The sequence below is a fragment of the Allostigmatella hybrida genome, assembly GCF_020103775.1.
GTDB lineage: Bacteria > Myxococcota > Myxococcia > Myxococcales > Myxococcaceae > Hyalangium > Hyalangium aurantiaca.
Map to the genome: position 1 here is coordinate 83,356 of NZ_JAHXBH010000022.1, position 13,733 is coordinate 97,088.

The following is a 13,733-nucleotide window of genomic DNA, read 5'->3' on the forward strand; positions in this document are numbered from 1 at the left end:
TTCGGAAATGACGACCGAGTCTCACGAGAAGCAGAAAGGCCGCCATTTCTCGATGATCCGCACCTTCGTGCTCGCGGACTTCGTCACGCTGGGCAATGGCTTCTCGGGCGCGGGGGCCATCCTCTCGGCGATGCAGTACCTGGCCACCGGGGAGACGCGCTGGCTCTGGGTGGCGTTCTCGCTGATGCCGCTGGCGTTCGCGCTCGATGCGCTGGATGGGCGCATTGCCCGCTGGCGCTTCAAGTCCTCGCCCCTGGGGGCGGACCTGGACTCCCTGGCGGATGTCATCTCCTTCGGCATGGCGCCCGCGGCCCTGGCCTTCGCCGTGGGGATGCGCGGCGCGCTGGATGTCGCGGTGCTGCTCTACTTCGTGGCGTGTGGCATCAGCCGCCTGGCGCGCTTCAACGTCACGGCGGCCCAGCTCTCCGATGGCACGGGCAAGGTGCGCTACTTCGAGGGGACGCCCATCCCAACGAGCCTGGCGCTGGTGGCGGTGCTGGCGGTGGCGACGTGGAAGGGCCGCATTGGCCCCGGGGAGGGGCTGTTGGGCGGCGTGTGGGAGGTGGGCGCTTTCTCGCTGCACCCGCTGGTGCTGCTCTACCTGGTCAGTGGCAGCGCGATGATCAGTAAGACACTGCGCATCCCGAAGTTCTGAGCGTTGGCCAGTGCACGTTGGGCGCGGGGGATGCCTTCCCCTGTCCTGCCGTGGGCGGTTGCCCTGCCCAGGGCAGGTGCCTAGTTTCGCCACGTGATCCACGGGTCTTCCCATGTGGGTAGTGGGCGGGCCTCTGGAGGCAAACAGGGTGATGGTGTGGGGCGGGGAGGGGTATCATGCGGAGGCGTTGGGGCCTGTGGGTGCTCGTGCTGGGGCTGTTCTCCGGATGCGCGGACCGGGAACGCTCGTCGATGGCCGATGGCCGCCTGGCGGTGACGCCGGCCGGCATCGACTTCCAGCGGGTGGCGATTTTCGACGGGCGCGAGGTGGACGTCACCGTGCGCAACGTCGGGCGTGCGCGCCTCTCGGTCGATGAGGTGTGGGTGGAAGGGCCGGATGGCACGTACGTGGCCGCCTTCACCCACGAAGGACCCCACAGCCTGCTGCCCGGCAGCGAGTGCTCCATGAAGGTGCGCTTCGCGCCCCTGGAGTCCGGGGCGCTGCCCGCCACGCTCGTCATCCGCTCGGATTCGAAGGTGGAGCCCTTCATCCGCATTCCGCTCAACGGCACCGGCGTGGACGCCATGGCGCGCGTGTCGCCCCGGCGGCTGGACTTCGGGCGCATCGAGGCGGATTCCTCCAAGACGCTGAGCGTCAAGGTGGAGAACCCCACGGACATGCCGGTGGAGGTGGCCACGCGGCTGGTGGGCGCCGACAAGGACGAGTTCGTCATCGAGCCGGTGCAGCTGGCGCCGGGCGAGACGCGCGAGCTGCCGCTGACGTTCAACCCCGTGCTGGTGGGGCGCAAGAACGTGGCGCTCGCGGTGACGCCGTGCCACGGGTGCGCGGACGTGCCCGTGCTGGTGTCCGCCGAGTCCCTGGAGCAGGCGGTGGTGGCCGAGCCGGGCGCGCTGGACTTCGGCGGGGTGCCCGTGGACCGGGACAAGCGCTTGATGGCCCGCCTGCACAACCTCAGCACCGAGCCGATGACGGTGTCGCGCATGGACCTGGGGGGCAAGGACGCCTCCTTCACCCATGCCACCACGGCGTTTCCGCTGGTGCTCCAGCCGGGCGAGGTGCGCGAGTGGGAGACGCGCTACAGCCCCGGCCACATGGGGCCCGCGGACGACGTGATGACCTTCCAGGTGGTGAGCAAGCGCCACCCCACCACCACCATCTCGCTGATGGGGCATGGCGGCGCGGCGGAGCTGTGCATCTCGCCCATGGCGCACGACTTCGGCCAGAAGCCCATCGGCTCGAAGACGGCGGTGACCGTCAACATCAAGCACTGCGGCTCGGAGAACGGGGGGCCGCTGAAGCTCACCGGCCTGGCGCTCCAGGACACCTCGGCGCAGCCGCAGTTCAACCTCACGCCCGCCGTGGCGCTGCCGCACACGCTGCAGCCGGGTGAGGAGCTCAACCTCAAGGTCTTCTTCGAGCCCTCGGTGGTGGGGCCCGCCACGGGGGCGCTGGTGGTGGAGACGAACGCCTTCAACGCCGGGCGGGTGCAGCTCGACTTCAAGGGCGGGGCCGAGCCCCACGCGCCGTGTGAGCTGGCCATCAACCCGATGGCCGTGGACTTTGGCACCGTGCGGCCCCGGAAGGGCGCGGTGCTGGGTGTGAAGGTGGAGAACCGCGGCCACGACGTGTGCCCGGTGAAGAACATCCGCGTGCGCGACGATGGGGGAGGGGTGTTCCGGCTGCCGGGCGGGGACCTGGACGGGCTGGTCATCTATCCGGGCGACTGGTTCGCCTTCCAGGTGGCCTTCACGGCCCCGGCCACGGGCGGGACGTTCCTGGGCACGCTGCAAATCGAGCAGGCGGACCCCGCCAACCCGCTCGTGCTCGTGCCGCTGAGCGCCCACTCCCAGGGCACGTGCCTTGTGCCGGATCCGTACTTCGTGGACTTCGGCCTGGCGCGCCGGGATTGCCCGGCCGCGCCGCGGCAGGTGCGCTACGTCAACGCGTGCAAGGATCCGGTGACGGTCTCGAATGTCTTCGTGGGCCCGGGGACCACGGACCTGGAGTTCGCGCTGCGCTCGGCGCCGTCGCCCATGCCCTTCGCGCTGCAGCCGAACGAGGGCTTCACGGTGGAGGTGGACTACTTCGCCCAGGTGAGCGGCATGAACCTGTCGCCGCTCTTCGTGGCGTCGAGTGATCTGCCCCATCCGCTGCTGGTGCCGCTGCTGGGCGAGTCCTCGAAGAAGGTCGAGAACACGGACACGTTCATCCAGCAGGATGCCACCAAGGTGGACGTGCTCTTCGTGGTGGACAACACCGCGTCCATGGTGGAGGAGCAGCCGCGCTTCATCCAGGCGCTGCCCGCCTTCGTGAGCACGGCGCTCGACAAGCAGGTGGACCTGCACGTGGCGGTGACGACCACGGGCATCACCCCGGAGTCGAACGCCTGCCCCGGCGGCGCCCAGGGCGGTGAGGCGGGCCGGTTCTTCCCGGTGGATGGCAGCGCGCCGCGCGTGCTCACCCACCAGATGCCGGACCTGGCCGCGCGGCTCCAGGCCAACGCCCAGGTGGGGCAGTGCGCCGCGGTGGAACAGGGCTTCGAGGCGGTGCGCCGGGCGCTCTCCGAGCCGCTGGTGAACAGCGCGGATGACCCCCGCACGCCCGAGCTCAACGACGGCAACCTGGGCTTCCTGCGCGACGAGGCCGCGCTGGTGGTGGTGTTCGTGGGCGACGAGGACGACCACTCGCCCGACAGCGTGGACACGTACGTGCGCTCGTTCCAGGCGAAGAAGGGCCTGTACCAGCCGCAGCGCATGTCCATCTACGCCATCGCGCCCACGGGCAGCGCCTGCGGCACCGCGGGCGGCACCGGGCTCCGGTACTCCGAGGCCGCCCAGCGCACCGGAGGCGAGGTGGTCTCCGTCTGCGCGCCGGACTACGCGCCGCTGCTCCGCAACGTGGCCAACAAGGCGTTCTCGCCCCAGGACCGCTTCCCGCTGAGCGTGCTGCCAGAGGTGGGCTCGGTGGTGGTGCGGATCAACGGTGTGCCCGCCACCAGCGGGTGGACGTACGACGGCGTCTCCAACGCCGTCGTCTTCTCGCCGGGCCCCGCGCCCGGCGCCAAGGTGGAGGTCTCCTACCGGCGCGCCTGCCAGTGAACGCTGCAAGGGAGCAGCACGCGGAGCCCTGATTTCCGGCCCCGCACAGACGTGTCAGCCCCCGGTGCTACAGGGCTGCATGGAGCTGTGCGGATGACCAGAAAATTGGAGGACACCGCGTGCTGAGTACCCTGAGCCCGTCACTGCAGCAGCCGAGGAGACGCCCGGTGAGCACACGTCAGCCCAAGCCTTCGATGTCCGCGGAGCGGACGGGGTCCACTTCGCCGGGGCCGAACCTCCGGGTGATCCGGGGAGAAGGACAGAAGCGCCCCCCCGAGCCCCTGACGTCACGCGACGCGGTGGCCCGGGTGCTCATCGAAGCGGGTGCGGACCTGCTGCTGCGCAACATCTCCTCGGCGCGGGCCGAGGAGATCGAGCGCCAGGTCGACCAGGTGCTGGAGCTGTTTGATCGCGTCGACAGCGCCCCGGTGCTGCTGCCGGTGCTGCGGCGGCACCTGGACGAGCTGGAAGCCTTGATGCGCGAGACCCGCGCCCGCCGTCCCCTGCGCCGGGGCGGGTGATCGCCCGCCGCCTTGCCCCGCCCGCGGTGGGGGCCCGGGGCGGGCCTGCGGGGAATCGGTAGCCGGGGTTTGACCCCCTCGCCGGTGGGACATACGCTCGGGGCCTTTGGCTTTCTGGGCTTCCCCTGGCTCGATGACCGGGCACGGGGGGGCAAGTTGCACCGTGTCGCTCGAGACCTACGGCAATTATCAGCTCGTGAAACGGCTCGCCCTGGGCGGGATGGCGCAGATTTACCTCGCCCGCCGCAAGGGGCAGGACGCCTCCGCCCCCCTGGTGGTCGTCAAACGCATTCTCCCCCATCTGGCCGAGAATCTCGAGTTTGTCCGGATGTTCCTGGATGAGGCGCGGATCGCCGCGCGGCTGGCCCACCCGAACATCGTCCAGCTCTACGACTTGGGGGCGCAGGACGACAGCTTCTTCCTGGCCATGGAGTACATCCATGGGGACGACGTGCGGCGCATCTGCAAGCGCGCCGAGGCGCTGGCGCACCCGCTGCCGGTGGCGCTCGCCTGCCGCATCATCATCGATGCGTGCGCGGGGCTGGACTACGCGCACAAGAAGCTGGATCCGCTGGGCAAGCCGCTGGGCATCGTCCACCGGGATGTGTCGCCGCAGAACATCCTCGTGTCGTTCGCGGGCGAGGTGAAGGTGGTGGACTTTGGCATCGCCAAGGCGGCGGACCAGGCCACGGTGACGCGCTCGGGGGTGCTCAAGGGCAAGTACTCGTACATGTCCCCCGAGCAGGCGGCGGGCAAGCGGGTGGACTGCCGCAGCGATGTGTTCGCGCTGGGGGTGGTGCTCTACGAGCTGCTCACCGGCACGCGCCTGTTCAAGCGCTCCTCGGACATGCAGACGCTGTCGGCGGTGTCCGAGTGCCACGTGACGCCGCCGTCGGAGATCAGCCCGCGCGTCCCGTCTGACCTGGATGCCATTGTCCTGAAGGCGCTCGCCAAGGATCCCGACGCGCGCTACGCCGAGGCGCTCCAGCTCCAGGTGGCGCTGGAGGAGTGGCTGCACCAGCACCCGTCGGCGTCGTCCTCGGCGGACCTGTCCGAGTTCATGCAGGCGGTGTACGCGGAGCGCCTGGCCCGGGAGGCCCGCACGGGGCAGGTGGCGGTAGAGGAGGAACTGCCCGTCCCGGTGCAGCGCCCCTCGGGGGAGACGCCTCGCCGCTCGGGGGTGAGTGCGAGTCCCTCCTCGAGGGAGGTCACCCGGGCGGACCGGGGCGAGGGGGGGGAGGCCGTGGTGCTGGAGGCCACGGCGCGCTCGCCGGGCCGCTCCGCCCGGCCCAGCCGGCCTGCCGAGCCGGTCCATGATCCGGAGGAGACGGACCGCCAGCGTCCCGAGCGGCGCAGCGTCACGCCCCGGGCCCTCGAAGTCCGCCGGCCGGAGCCCACGGTCTCCGTGCAGACGCGCACGGAGCAAGAGGCGCACTCGTTGTCGGTGACGGACACCACGCGGGCGCCCTCGCGCCGCCGTCCGGAGACGTTCTCGCGGTGGGGGTGGTTGATGGGCCTGGCCGCGTTCCTGCTCGTCGCGGGGGGCACGGCCCTGCTGTGGGTGTGGTTGGCGCCGGGGCTCCTGGCGCCCGAGACCGCCCAGCACGTGCCGGAGAAACCGGCGCCCGCGCAGGAGAAGCCCGCGCCCGTGCCCGCGCTCGTGCAGCTCACCCTGGAGACGAAGCCCTCCGATGCGGCGGTCTTCGTGGATGGCAAGGAGCAGCAGGGGCCTCGCCCGGTGGTGATCCAGGCGGCGCGGAATCAGGAGCTGGAGGTGCGGGTGACGGCGCCGGAGTACCAGGGCGCCAGCTGGCGCGTGAAGGTGAACGAGGGCCCCTCGCAGTGGGAGCGGTTCGTGCTGTCACGTCCACCGCGCCCTGCTGCCCCGGTGGCGGCGCCTGCCCCCATCAAGAGGTCGCGCGGCGAGGAGAGCGCCAAGGCGAAGGTGCGCTTCACCGTCACGCCCTGGGCCCGGGTGTCCTGTGATGGGCTCACCCTGGGCACCACCCCCATGATGAGAGAGGTGACGCTGCCGGTGGGCGTGCACGAGTGCACCTTCCACAACCCGGAGCTGAACAGGTCGCACAACCAGCGCGTCGAGGTGAAGGCGCTCACGCTCAACGAAGTGGACGTCCACTTCTAGCCATGGCCCGGATCCTCCCGTGACGCTCGCCGCAGGTGCCCAGATCGGTAAGTACATCGTCCGCCGGAAGCTCGCCGAGGGCGGGATGGCGGAGATCTACCTGTGCACCGCCCAGGGGGCGGAGGGCTTCGAGAAGGAAGTCGTCATCAAGCAGGTGCGCGCGTTCCTGGCGAGCGATCCGGGGTTCGTGGAGATGTTCATCGCGGAGGCGCGGCTGGCCTCGCGGCTCAACCACGCCAACGTGGTGCAGATCTTCGACTTCGAGAAGCACGAGGACACGTACTACCTGGCGATGGAGTACGTGCGGGGCTGCACGCTCTGGGACTTGCGCAAGAAGTGCAAGGAGCAGCGGGAGCCCATGCCGCCCGTGCTGGTGGCGCATATTGGCGTGGAGGTGGCGCGCGGGCTCCACTACGCGCACCGGCTCCAGGTGAACGGCGAACCGCTCTTCCTGGTTCACCGGGATGTCACCCCGCACAACGTGCTGCTCTCGTTCGACGGGGCGGTGAAGCTCACCGACTTCGGCATCGCCAAGGCGGGCAACAAGCTCACCTCGCCGGGCATGCTCAAGGGCAAGTTCGCGTACATGTCCCCCGAGCAGTCCCGGGGCGAGCACGTGGATGCGCGCACGGACGTCTTCGCGCTCGGCATCGTGCTCTGGGAGATGCTCACCGGCGGGCGGCTGTTCGACGGGGACTCGGAGCTCGCCGTGCTGCGCGCCGTCCAGGAGAGCGCCATCGCGCCGCCCTCCCGGCTCAACCCGGAGGTGCCGGAGGAGCTGGGGGCCGTGGTGATGAAGGCGCTCTGCCGGGACGCCTCGGAGCGCTACCAGACGGCGTCGGAGTTCGAGCGGGCGCTGGCCCAGTGTGTGATGAACCATGCCCGGTCCGTGGACGACACGGACGTGGGGGCCTTTCTGCGCCGGCTCTTTGGCGGGACGCCCGCCCAGCACCTGCCGGCCGTGTGGGAGCGGACCCAGCAGTCCGCGGCCGAAGCCGTGCCGGCAGCGCCCCCGGTGTCCGAACCGGGGCTTCGCGAGCCCACGGCCGTGATGCCGGGTGCCCCGCGCCGCCGGGGCTCGAGCCTGGGAGGCGCTGGGAGCCCAGCGGCACCTTCTCCCGACGAGGACGTTCACGCGCCCACGCACCGGCTGCCCCTCCCGGGGCCGGTGAGCGGGAATCCGGGCGTGCCCGTGGAGGCCTCCAAGCCCTCGGGGCGGGGAGGGGAGGCGTCTTCCGGGCGCAAAGGGTTGTGGGTGGGGCTCGGGCTGGGGGCCCTTGGGGTCCTCGCGGGCGCGGGGGGCCTGGCCTTGTCCCAGAAGCAGGCTGCGCCGCCCGCTCCTTATAATGATGCCGAGCCATCCCGGACGGCTCAGGCGCCTGCCGCTGCTCCGGCCGTGACGGAACCGGAAGCCGGGCAAGCCGTTCTCCCTCCGGTGGAGCCGTCCCCCGGGCCTTCCGCTCCGGAGCGCACACCGGCCGAGCCCTCCCTGGCGGAAGCGGCCGCCAAGCCCTCGGCCCTGCCGAAGGGCCGCCTCGTCGTCAAGGCGACGCCATACGCCACGGTGCTGGTGAACGGGCGTTCCCTGGGTGAGGTCCAGAGCCGCAAGGTCTTCCCCCTGGAGCCCGGGAGCTACCAGATCACGCTGGTACACCCCAAGAAGACCAAGACCGAGTCCATCACCATCGTGTCCGATGGAACGGTGACCCGGGAGTTCCGCGCCCTGGCGCCCTGAGCGCCTCGCGCCCGTGCCTCCACCGCCTCCGGGGCTGAGCCTCCGCCGCTTGCGGAGGGCGTTTCCGCGTCCAGACCGGGTCTTTCTGGCCTGATGGGACGCTCCTTTGTCCACTGCTGAACAGAGCCCGTGAGGCCGAGTTCCGCCTTGACGGGCCCGATCGGTTCTGGCACTCAGTGGCGTCTCTTCAGTATCCTCTATTGAATGGAAGCGATGGACCTACTGGGCCTTGAGGACATTGAGCGGATCGAGCGCGACCACGCGGGCGGGCTGCCGGCGAGCGCCATCCTGGAGATCTTCCGCCCGTGCGGCGTCCAGCTGTCGGAGGCGACGTTCCGCAAGTACGTCCAGGCGGGGTTGCTGCCGCGCAGCCGCCGCGTGGGCCGCAAGGGCAAGCACCAGGGCAGCCGGGGGCTCTACCCGGTGGAGTCCGTCCGGCGCATCAACGCCATCAAGAAGATGATGGCGGAGGGGCACACCCTGGAGGACATCAAGCGCTCATTTCTCTTCCACAAGAACCACATCGACCAGCTCCAGCGGAATCTGGCCGAGGTGCTTGACGGCTTCCAGGCCGAGCTGGGAGACCGCCCCTTTGGCGGGGCGCACCGGCGGATGCTCGAGGAGGAGTTGGCAAACCTGAGGAGTCGCGCGCAGGATCTGGTCCGGGACGTGGCCCGGCTGGGCAGTGCCGTCACCGCGCACGCAGACGAAACGGGCAGTTCGCATTAGGATGCCGGCGGCCAGGGCAACCGCACGGATTGGAACCTTTCTGGAGGGGTCATGTCGGAAGTGAAGCAGCTGGAGGGCGAGGAGGAGGGGGCGGAGGAGGGAAAGACAGCGGAGCGCCGCCGCTCGAAGACCATGTCGCGCAAGGAGATGGCGCGGGATTTGCGGCGCCGCCGGTTGACGGGGCAGATGGACCCGGAGGAGACGGAGCTCCTCCAGAACATCGATTCCCAGCGCCCGCGCACCCGGGCCGACTGCGTGAACGGTCCCCGGCCGTGCTTGTTCGTCTCCTGTAAGCACAACCTTTACCTGGATGTGAACCCGGAGACGGGCTCCATCAAGCTCAACTTCCCGGACAAGGAAATCACCGAGCTGGAGCACACCTGCGCCCTGGATGTGGCGGAGAAGGGGGGCATCACCCTGGAAGAGGTGGGTGAAATCATGAACCTCACCCGCGAGCGCATCCGCCAGGTGGAGACGCGCGGGCTGATGAAGCTGCGCGAGGCGACCGAGGCCGAGCCGCCCGTGTCGGCCCGAAAGCCCTGAATTCCCCGGGCCCTTGCAGAGGGCCCGCCCTGTGACAGCGCGTTTGACACCCTGGGATGCGGTTGCTAACACCGCCGCCTCCCCTCCCTCTCCACGAGGCGCACACGCTCGTGCTGGCTCTCCTCAGCGTTTCCGATAAACGCGGGTTGGTTCCCTTCGCGCAGGGCCTCGCCCGGCGTGGCATCCAGTTGCTGTCCACGGGGGGCACCCTGTCGGCGCTTCAGGCCGCGGGCGTGGCCGCCACCCCCGTCTCCGAGCACACCCAGAGCCCCGAAATCCTCGGCGGCCGGGTGAAGACGCTCCACCCGCGCATCCACGGGGGCATCCTGGGCCGGGTGGACCTGGCCGGGGACCAGGCGGAGATGGCTGCCCATGGCATTCCGCCCATCTCCCTGGTGGTGGTGAACCTCTACCCCTTCCGGCAGACGGTGGCCTCCGGGGCGGGCGAGGCGGAGGTCATCGAGCAGATCGACATCGGCGGTCCGGCCATGGTGCGCGCGGCGGCGAAGAACTTCCGCCATGTCTGCGTGGTGGTGGACCCGGACGACTACGGCGCGGTGCTGGCGGAGCTGGAGGGCACGGGCGGGGTGGGGGAGGAGACGCGGCGCCGGCTCATGCGCAAGGCGTTCGCGCACACGGCCGCCTATGACGCGGCCATCGCCGGGTGGCTCGGGGGCCAGGCCCAAGAGCCCTTCCCGGCCGAGCTGTCGCTGGCCTTCCAGAAGGTTCAGGGCCTGCGCTACGGCGAGAACCCCCACCAGCAGGGCGCCTTCTACCGGGAGCACACCGCCCCCGCCGAGCCCACGGTGGCCTTCTCCAAGGTCCTTCAGGGTAAGGAGTTGTCCTACAACAACATCCTGGACCTGGATGCTGCGCTGGGGCTGGTGCTGGAGTTCCCCGAGCAGCCGTGCGCGGTCATCATCAAGCACAACACCCCCTGCGGGGTGGCGGTGGAGGCGCAGCTCGTCCAGGCGTACCGCACGGCGCGGGCCATCGACGAGGTGTCCGCCTTCGGCGGCATCGTCGCGCTCAACCGCGAGGTGGACGAGGCGTGCGCCCAGGCGCTGGCCGAGACGTTCCTGGAGGCGGTCATCGCCCCCTCGTATTCGGCCGCCGCGCTCCAGGTGCTCTCCGCGAAGAAGAACCTGCGGCTGCTGGAGGCGGGCCCGGCGCTGGCCTCGCTGCAGGCGCGGCCCCGGGTGCAGCTGGATGCGCGGAGCGTCTCCGGCGGCCTGCTCCTGCAGGACCGGGATGCCGCCGAGCCGCCCCTGGAGTGGAAGGTGGTCACCCGGCGGGCCCCCACGGCCGAGGAGGAGAAGGCGCTCCGCTTCGCCTGGAGGATCTGCAAGCACGTCAAGAGCAACGCCATCGTCTTCGCCCAGCCTCAGAAGCTGCTGGCCGCGGGCGGAGGGCAGACCAGCCGCGTGGACTCGGTGAAGATCGCCGCGGCGCGCGGAGGCGAGGCCCTCCGGGGGAGTGCCGTGGCCTCGGATGCTTTTTTCCCCTTCCGTGACGGGCTGGATGAGGCCGCCCGGGCGGGGGCCACCTGCGTCATCCAGCCGGGGGGCTCCGTCCGCGACGCGGAGCTCATCGCCGCCGCCGACGAACACAATCTGGCGATGGTCCTGACTGGAGTGCGACACTTCCGTCACTGAGCCATGCGGATCGTCTGCCAGAAATGTGCGGCTGCTTATGCCATCGAAGATCGGCTGATTTCGCCGAAGGGGGTTCGTGCGCAGTGCCCCCGGTGCCGGCACCTTCAGCTCGTGAAGAAGGATCCGGCCGGCGCTGAGGCCGGAGCCCCCGAGCCCGCCGCGGCCCCCGCGCCGCAGGCCGCACCGCCCGTAGCAGCGGCGGCGGCGGCGGCCCGTGTCCCGGCCCGTCCTCTGTCCTCCGAGGATGCCCTGCCGGGTTACGGCGACATGCCCGGCGGAGAGCCGGGGTCCGATCCGCTGTTCGATGGGCTCATCCCCTCCGGGCCTTCCCGGCCCGCCGCCGGTGCCGCGCCCGCCAGGGCCGCGGAGGCCGCGCCGGTGAAGTGCCGGGAGTGCAGCAAGCCCCTGCCGGATCCGTTCGATCAGGCGATTGGCACCTGCGAGGACTGCCGGCAGAAGGCCCATCCTCCGGAAGCGGCCGCGGCTCCCGCCGCCAGTGCCGCGCCGGCGAGCCAGGGCTTCCAGGAAATCGATCTGCCCCCGCTCGAGTCCATCGACATGTCGGGGGTGTCCGCCACGGGCGCGCCCGCGCTGGGGCCCGAGCCGCGCAGCAGCGCCAACCGCTCCCAGCCGCCCCGGCCTTCTTATGTGGCGTCCCCGCCCCCCAAGCCCGTGAAGAAGTCCGGAGGGGCCGGGGGCATCCTGCTCGGCCTCTTGCTGGCGCTGGTGCTGGTGGGCGGTGGGGCCGGGGCCGCGTACTACTTCCTGGTGATGAATCCGCAGGCGGAGGTGGTGGCCAAGCCCGTGCAGCCGGTGGGGCCGCCGCCCATTCCCGCCGCCATCCAGGCGGTGCTGCCGCGCTGGGAGCTGCGGTTCCTGGACCTGACCGGGACCAGCGCCCAGCGGATCGAGGTGGGCATGCGGCTGCTGGCCGAGGACCAGCGCTCCGCCTACGCGGAGGCGGAGGAGTCCTTCCAGCAGGCCCTGCTGATTGACCCGCGCAGTGACGCGGCCATCGCCGGCTACGTGCAGGCCGTGGCGCTCGGGCGGGGCACCAGCATCGACAAGGCCACGTTCGATGAGGCGCTCGCGCTCGTCGAGGCGGCCGAGGAGCGCGCGGGCCGCACCCCGGCGCTGCTGCTGGCCCATGCGAACCTGATGCTGACTCGGTCCAACCAGCCCGAGGCGGCGGGCCAGGCCCGGCGGCTGGCCGAGGAGGTGCTCACCCAGGGCATCGACATGGACAAGGCCGAGGCCCACGTGGTGATTGGCCGGACCTACCTGAAAACGTCCCAGGGACTGGCCAACCAGCACTTCGATTCGGCGCTCACGCTCGCCCCCAACCTCCAGCGCGTCGCCTATTACCGGGCGCTGGCCCACGAGTCCGCGGGCGAGTACTCCCGGGCGCTCGAGGCGCTGAAGGGGCGGCTGGAGAAGGACCCCGAGCACTGGGACAGCCTGGCCGCCATGGCCCGCATCTACCTGGAGGTCGGCGAGGTGGAGCAGGCCCGGAAGCTCTACGAGTCCCGCTCCAAGGGCCCGGAGGCGGATGGCCGCGCCCTGATGACGCTGGCGGTGATGCGCTACCAGGTGGACGGCAACGCGGGGGCCGCCGCCAAGGAGCTGCGCGCCCTGCTCAAGAACCGGCAGCGCTACGGGGAGCGGGAGGTCTCCGAGGCGCTCGTTCACCTCGCGGCCGCCGAGCGCATGGCGGGCAATGCCGAGGCGGGGGTGAAGGCGGCCGAGGAGGCGCTGACCGTCGCCAAGGACATGCCTGCGGCGCACCTGCAGTTGTTCCTCGCCGCCCTGGGGCGTGGGGAAGCCGCCAAGGCGGCCCCGCACCTGCAAGGCTTCCAGGGGAAGACCGAGGATGCCGCGCTGGAGAAGGTGCTCGAAGGCCGGCTGCGGCTGACCGAGCGCAAGCCCGCGGAGGCGCTGGAGCTGTTCCAGGAGGCCCTCAAGCTCGATTCGCGCCGTGAGGACGCGATGCTCCTGGCGGGCATCGCCGCGGCGGGGGCGGGCCGCCGGGATGACGCGTTCCGGTTCTTCTTCCAGGCCCTCCAGTCGGATCCCATGCGCCCGATGCCGCGCCCGGTGACGACGCTCTACTTCCTGCGCCCGGGCGAGACGCTGGTGGGGCTGAAGGGCGCCATCCTGGAGATGAAGAAGGAGTCCATGGACGTGGCGCCCTCGCTGTACGAGGGGCTGCTGCTCGTCCACATGGGAGAGCGCCCCGAGGCGGAGCGGCTGTTCCGCGAGGTGTTCGAGCTGGATCCCAACAACGCGGGCGCGGCGGCCTACCTGTCCCTGCTGGCCCTGCAGCGCGGCGAGGGCTCCAAGGCGCGTACCTTTGGCGCCCAGGCGGTGACGGTCGGCCGTCAGCAGCCCATCGCCCACTTCGCCAACGGCCTGGCGCTCGAGGAGAGCAAGAAGTGGGAGCCCGCCAAGCGCTCCCTGCGCGATGCGCTGGGGCTGGCGCCCGCGCTGCTGTCCGCGGAGGTGAAGCTCGCGGAGATGGAGATGGCCTCGAACCGGACCTCGGCCCGGGAGCGCCTCCTGAAGGTCGCCGGGTTGGATCCGACGTATCTGGCCGCCAAGCGCCTGTTGTTCCTGCTCGACCGTCAAGGGTGATT

9 protein-coding genes are annotated in these 13,733 nt (G+C 70.7%); all 9 read left to right on the forward strand.

Features of this window, described 5'->3' with window-relative positions; all coding sequences use genetic code 11:
• Positions 1 to 7 precede the first annotated feature (7 nt).
• The gene (gene pssA / locus KY661_RS26875; RefSeq protein ID WP_225412944.1) at positions 8 to 655 is read left to right on the forward strand and encodes a CDP-diacylglycerol--serine O-phosphatidyltransferase; all 648 of its coding nucleotides are present in this window, start codon (positions 8 to 10) and stop codon (positions 653 to 655) included.
• Positions 656 to 831: 176 nt separating this feature from the next.
• On the forward strand, positions 832 to 3,774 hold the full coding sequence (locus tag KY661_RS26880; RefSeq protein WP_225412945.1) for a choice-of-anchor D domain-containing protein: 2,943 nt from the start codon (positions 832 to 834) through the stop codon (positions 3,772 to 3,774).
• Positions 3,775 to 3,941: 167 nt separating this feature from the next.
• Positions 3,942 to 4,295, forward strand: a complete 354-nt coding sequence (locus KY661_RS26885) for a hypothetical protein (protein ID WP_225412946.1) — start codon at positions 3,942 to 3,944, stop codon at positions 4,293 to 4,295.
• Positions 4,296 to 4,458: 163 nt separating this feature from the next.
• Positions 4,459 to 6,438: a serine/threonine protein kinase gene (locus KY661_RS26890; protein ID WP_225412947.1), complete on the forward strand. Its 1,980-nt coding sequence runs from the start codon at positions 4,459 to 4,461 to the stop codon at positions 6,436 to 6,438.
• A gap of 19 nt (positions 6,439 to 6,457) precedes the next feature.
• Positions 6,458 to 8,173, forward strand: a complete 1,716-nt coding sequence (locus KY661_RS26895; protein WP_225412948.1) for a serine/threonine protein kinase — start codon at positions 6,458 to 6,460, stop codon at positions 8,171 to 8,173.
• Between the two features lie 204 nt (positions 8,174 to 8,377).
• Complete coding sequence (locus KY661_RS26900; protein ID WP_083423500.1) at positions 8,378 to 8,902, forward strand: MerR family transcriptional regulator; 525 nt, start codon at positions 8,378 to 8,380, stop codon at positions 8,900 to 8,902.
• Between the two features lie 51 nt (positions 8,903 to 8,953).
• Positions 8,954 to 9,445 (forward strand): sigma factor-like helix-turn-helix DNA-binding protein, encoded by a 492-nt coding sequence (locus KY661_RS26905; protein WP_225412949.1) that lies wholly within the window; start codon positions 8,954 to 8,956, stop codon positions 9,443 to 9,445.
• Positions 9,446 to 9,501: 56 nt separating this feature from the next.
• Positions 9,502 to 11,100: a bifunctional phosphoribosylaminoimidazolecarboxamide formyltransferase/IMP cyclohydrolase gene (gene purH / locus KY661_RS26910; RefSeq protein WP_225412950.1), complete on the forward strand. Its 1,599-nt coding sequence runs from the start codon at positions 9,502 to 9,504 to the stop codon at positions 11,098 to 11,100.
• 3 nt (positions 11,101 to 11,103) lie between these two features.
• A complete protein-coding gene (locus tag KY661_RS26915; RefSeq protein WP_225412951.1) occupies positions 11,104 to 13,731 on the forward strand; it encodes a tetratricopeptide repeat protein in 2,628 nt (875 codons plus the stop codon).
• Positions 13,732 to 13,733: the final 2 nt, after the last annotated feature.

Bases quoted from the DNA above. Each gene is read 5' to 3' on its own strand.
- pssA (WP_225412944.1), top strand. From the start codon at position 8: ATGACGACCGAGTCTCACGAGAAGCAGAAAGGCCGCCATTTCTCGATG.
- purH (WP_225412950.1), top strand. From the start codon at position 9,502: ATGCGGTTGCTAACACCGCCGCCTCCCCTCCCTCTCCACGAGGCGCAC.
- KY661_RS26905 (WP_225412949.1), top strand. From the start codon at position 8,954: ATGTCGGAAGTGAAGCAGCTGGAGGGCGAGGAGGAGGGGGCGGAGGAG.
- KY661_RS26900 (WP_083423500.1), top strand. From the start codon at position 8,378: ATGGAAGCGATGGACCTACTGGGCCTTGAGGACATTGAGCGGATCGAG.
- KY661_RS26915 (WP_225412951.1), top strand. From the start codon at position 11,104: ATGCGGATCGTCTGCCAGAAATGTGCGGCTGCTTATGCCATCGAAGAT.
- KY661_RS26880 (WP_225412945.1), top strand. From the start codon at position 832: ATGCGGAGGCGTTGGGGCCTGTGGGTGCTCGTGCTGGGGCTGTTCTCC.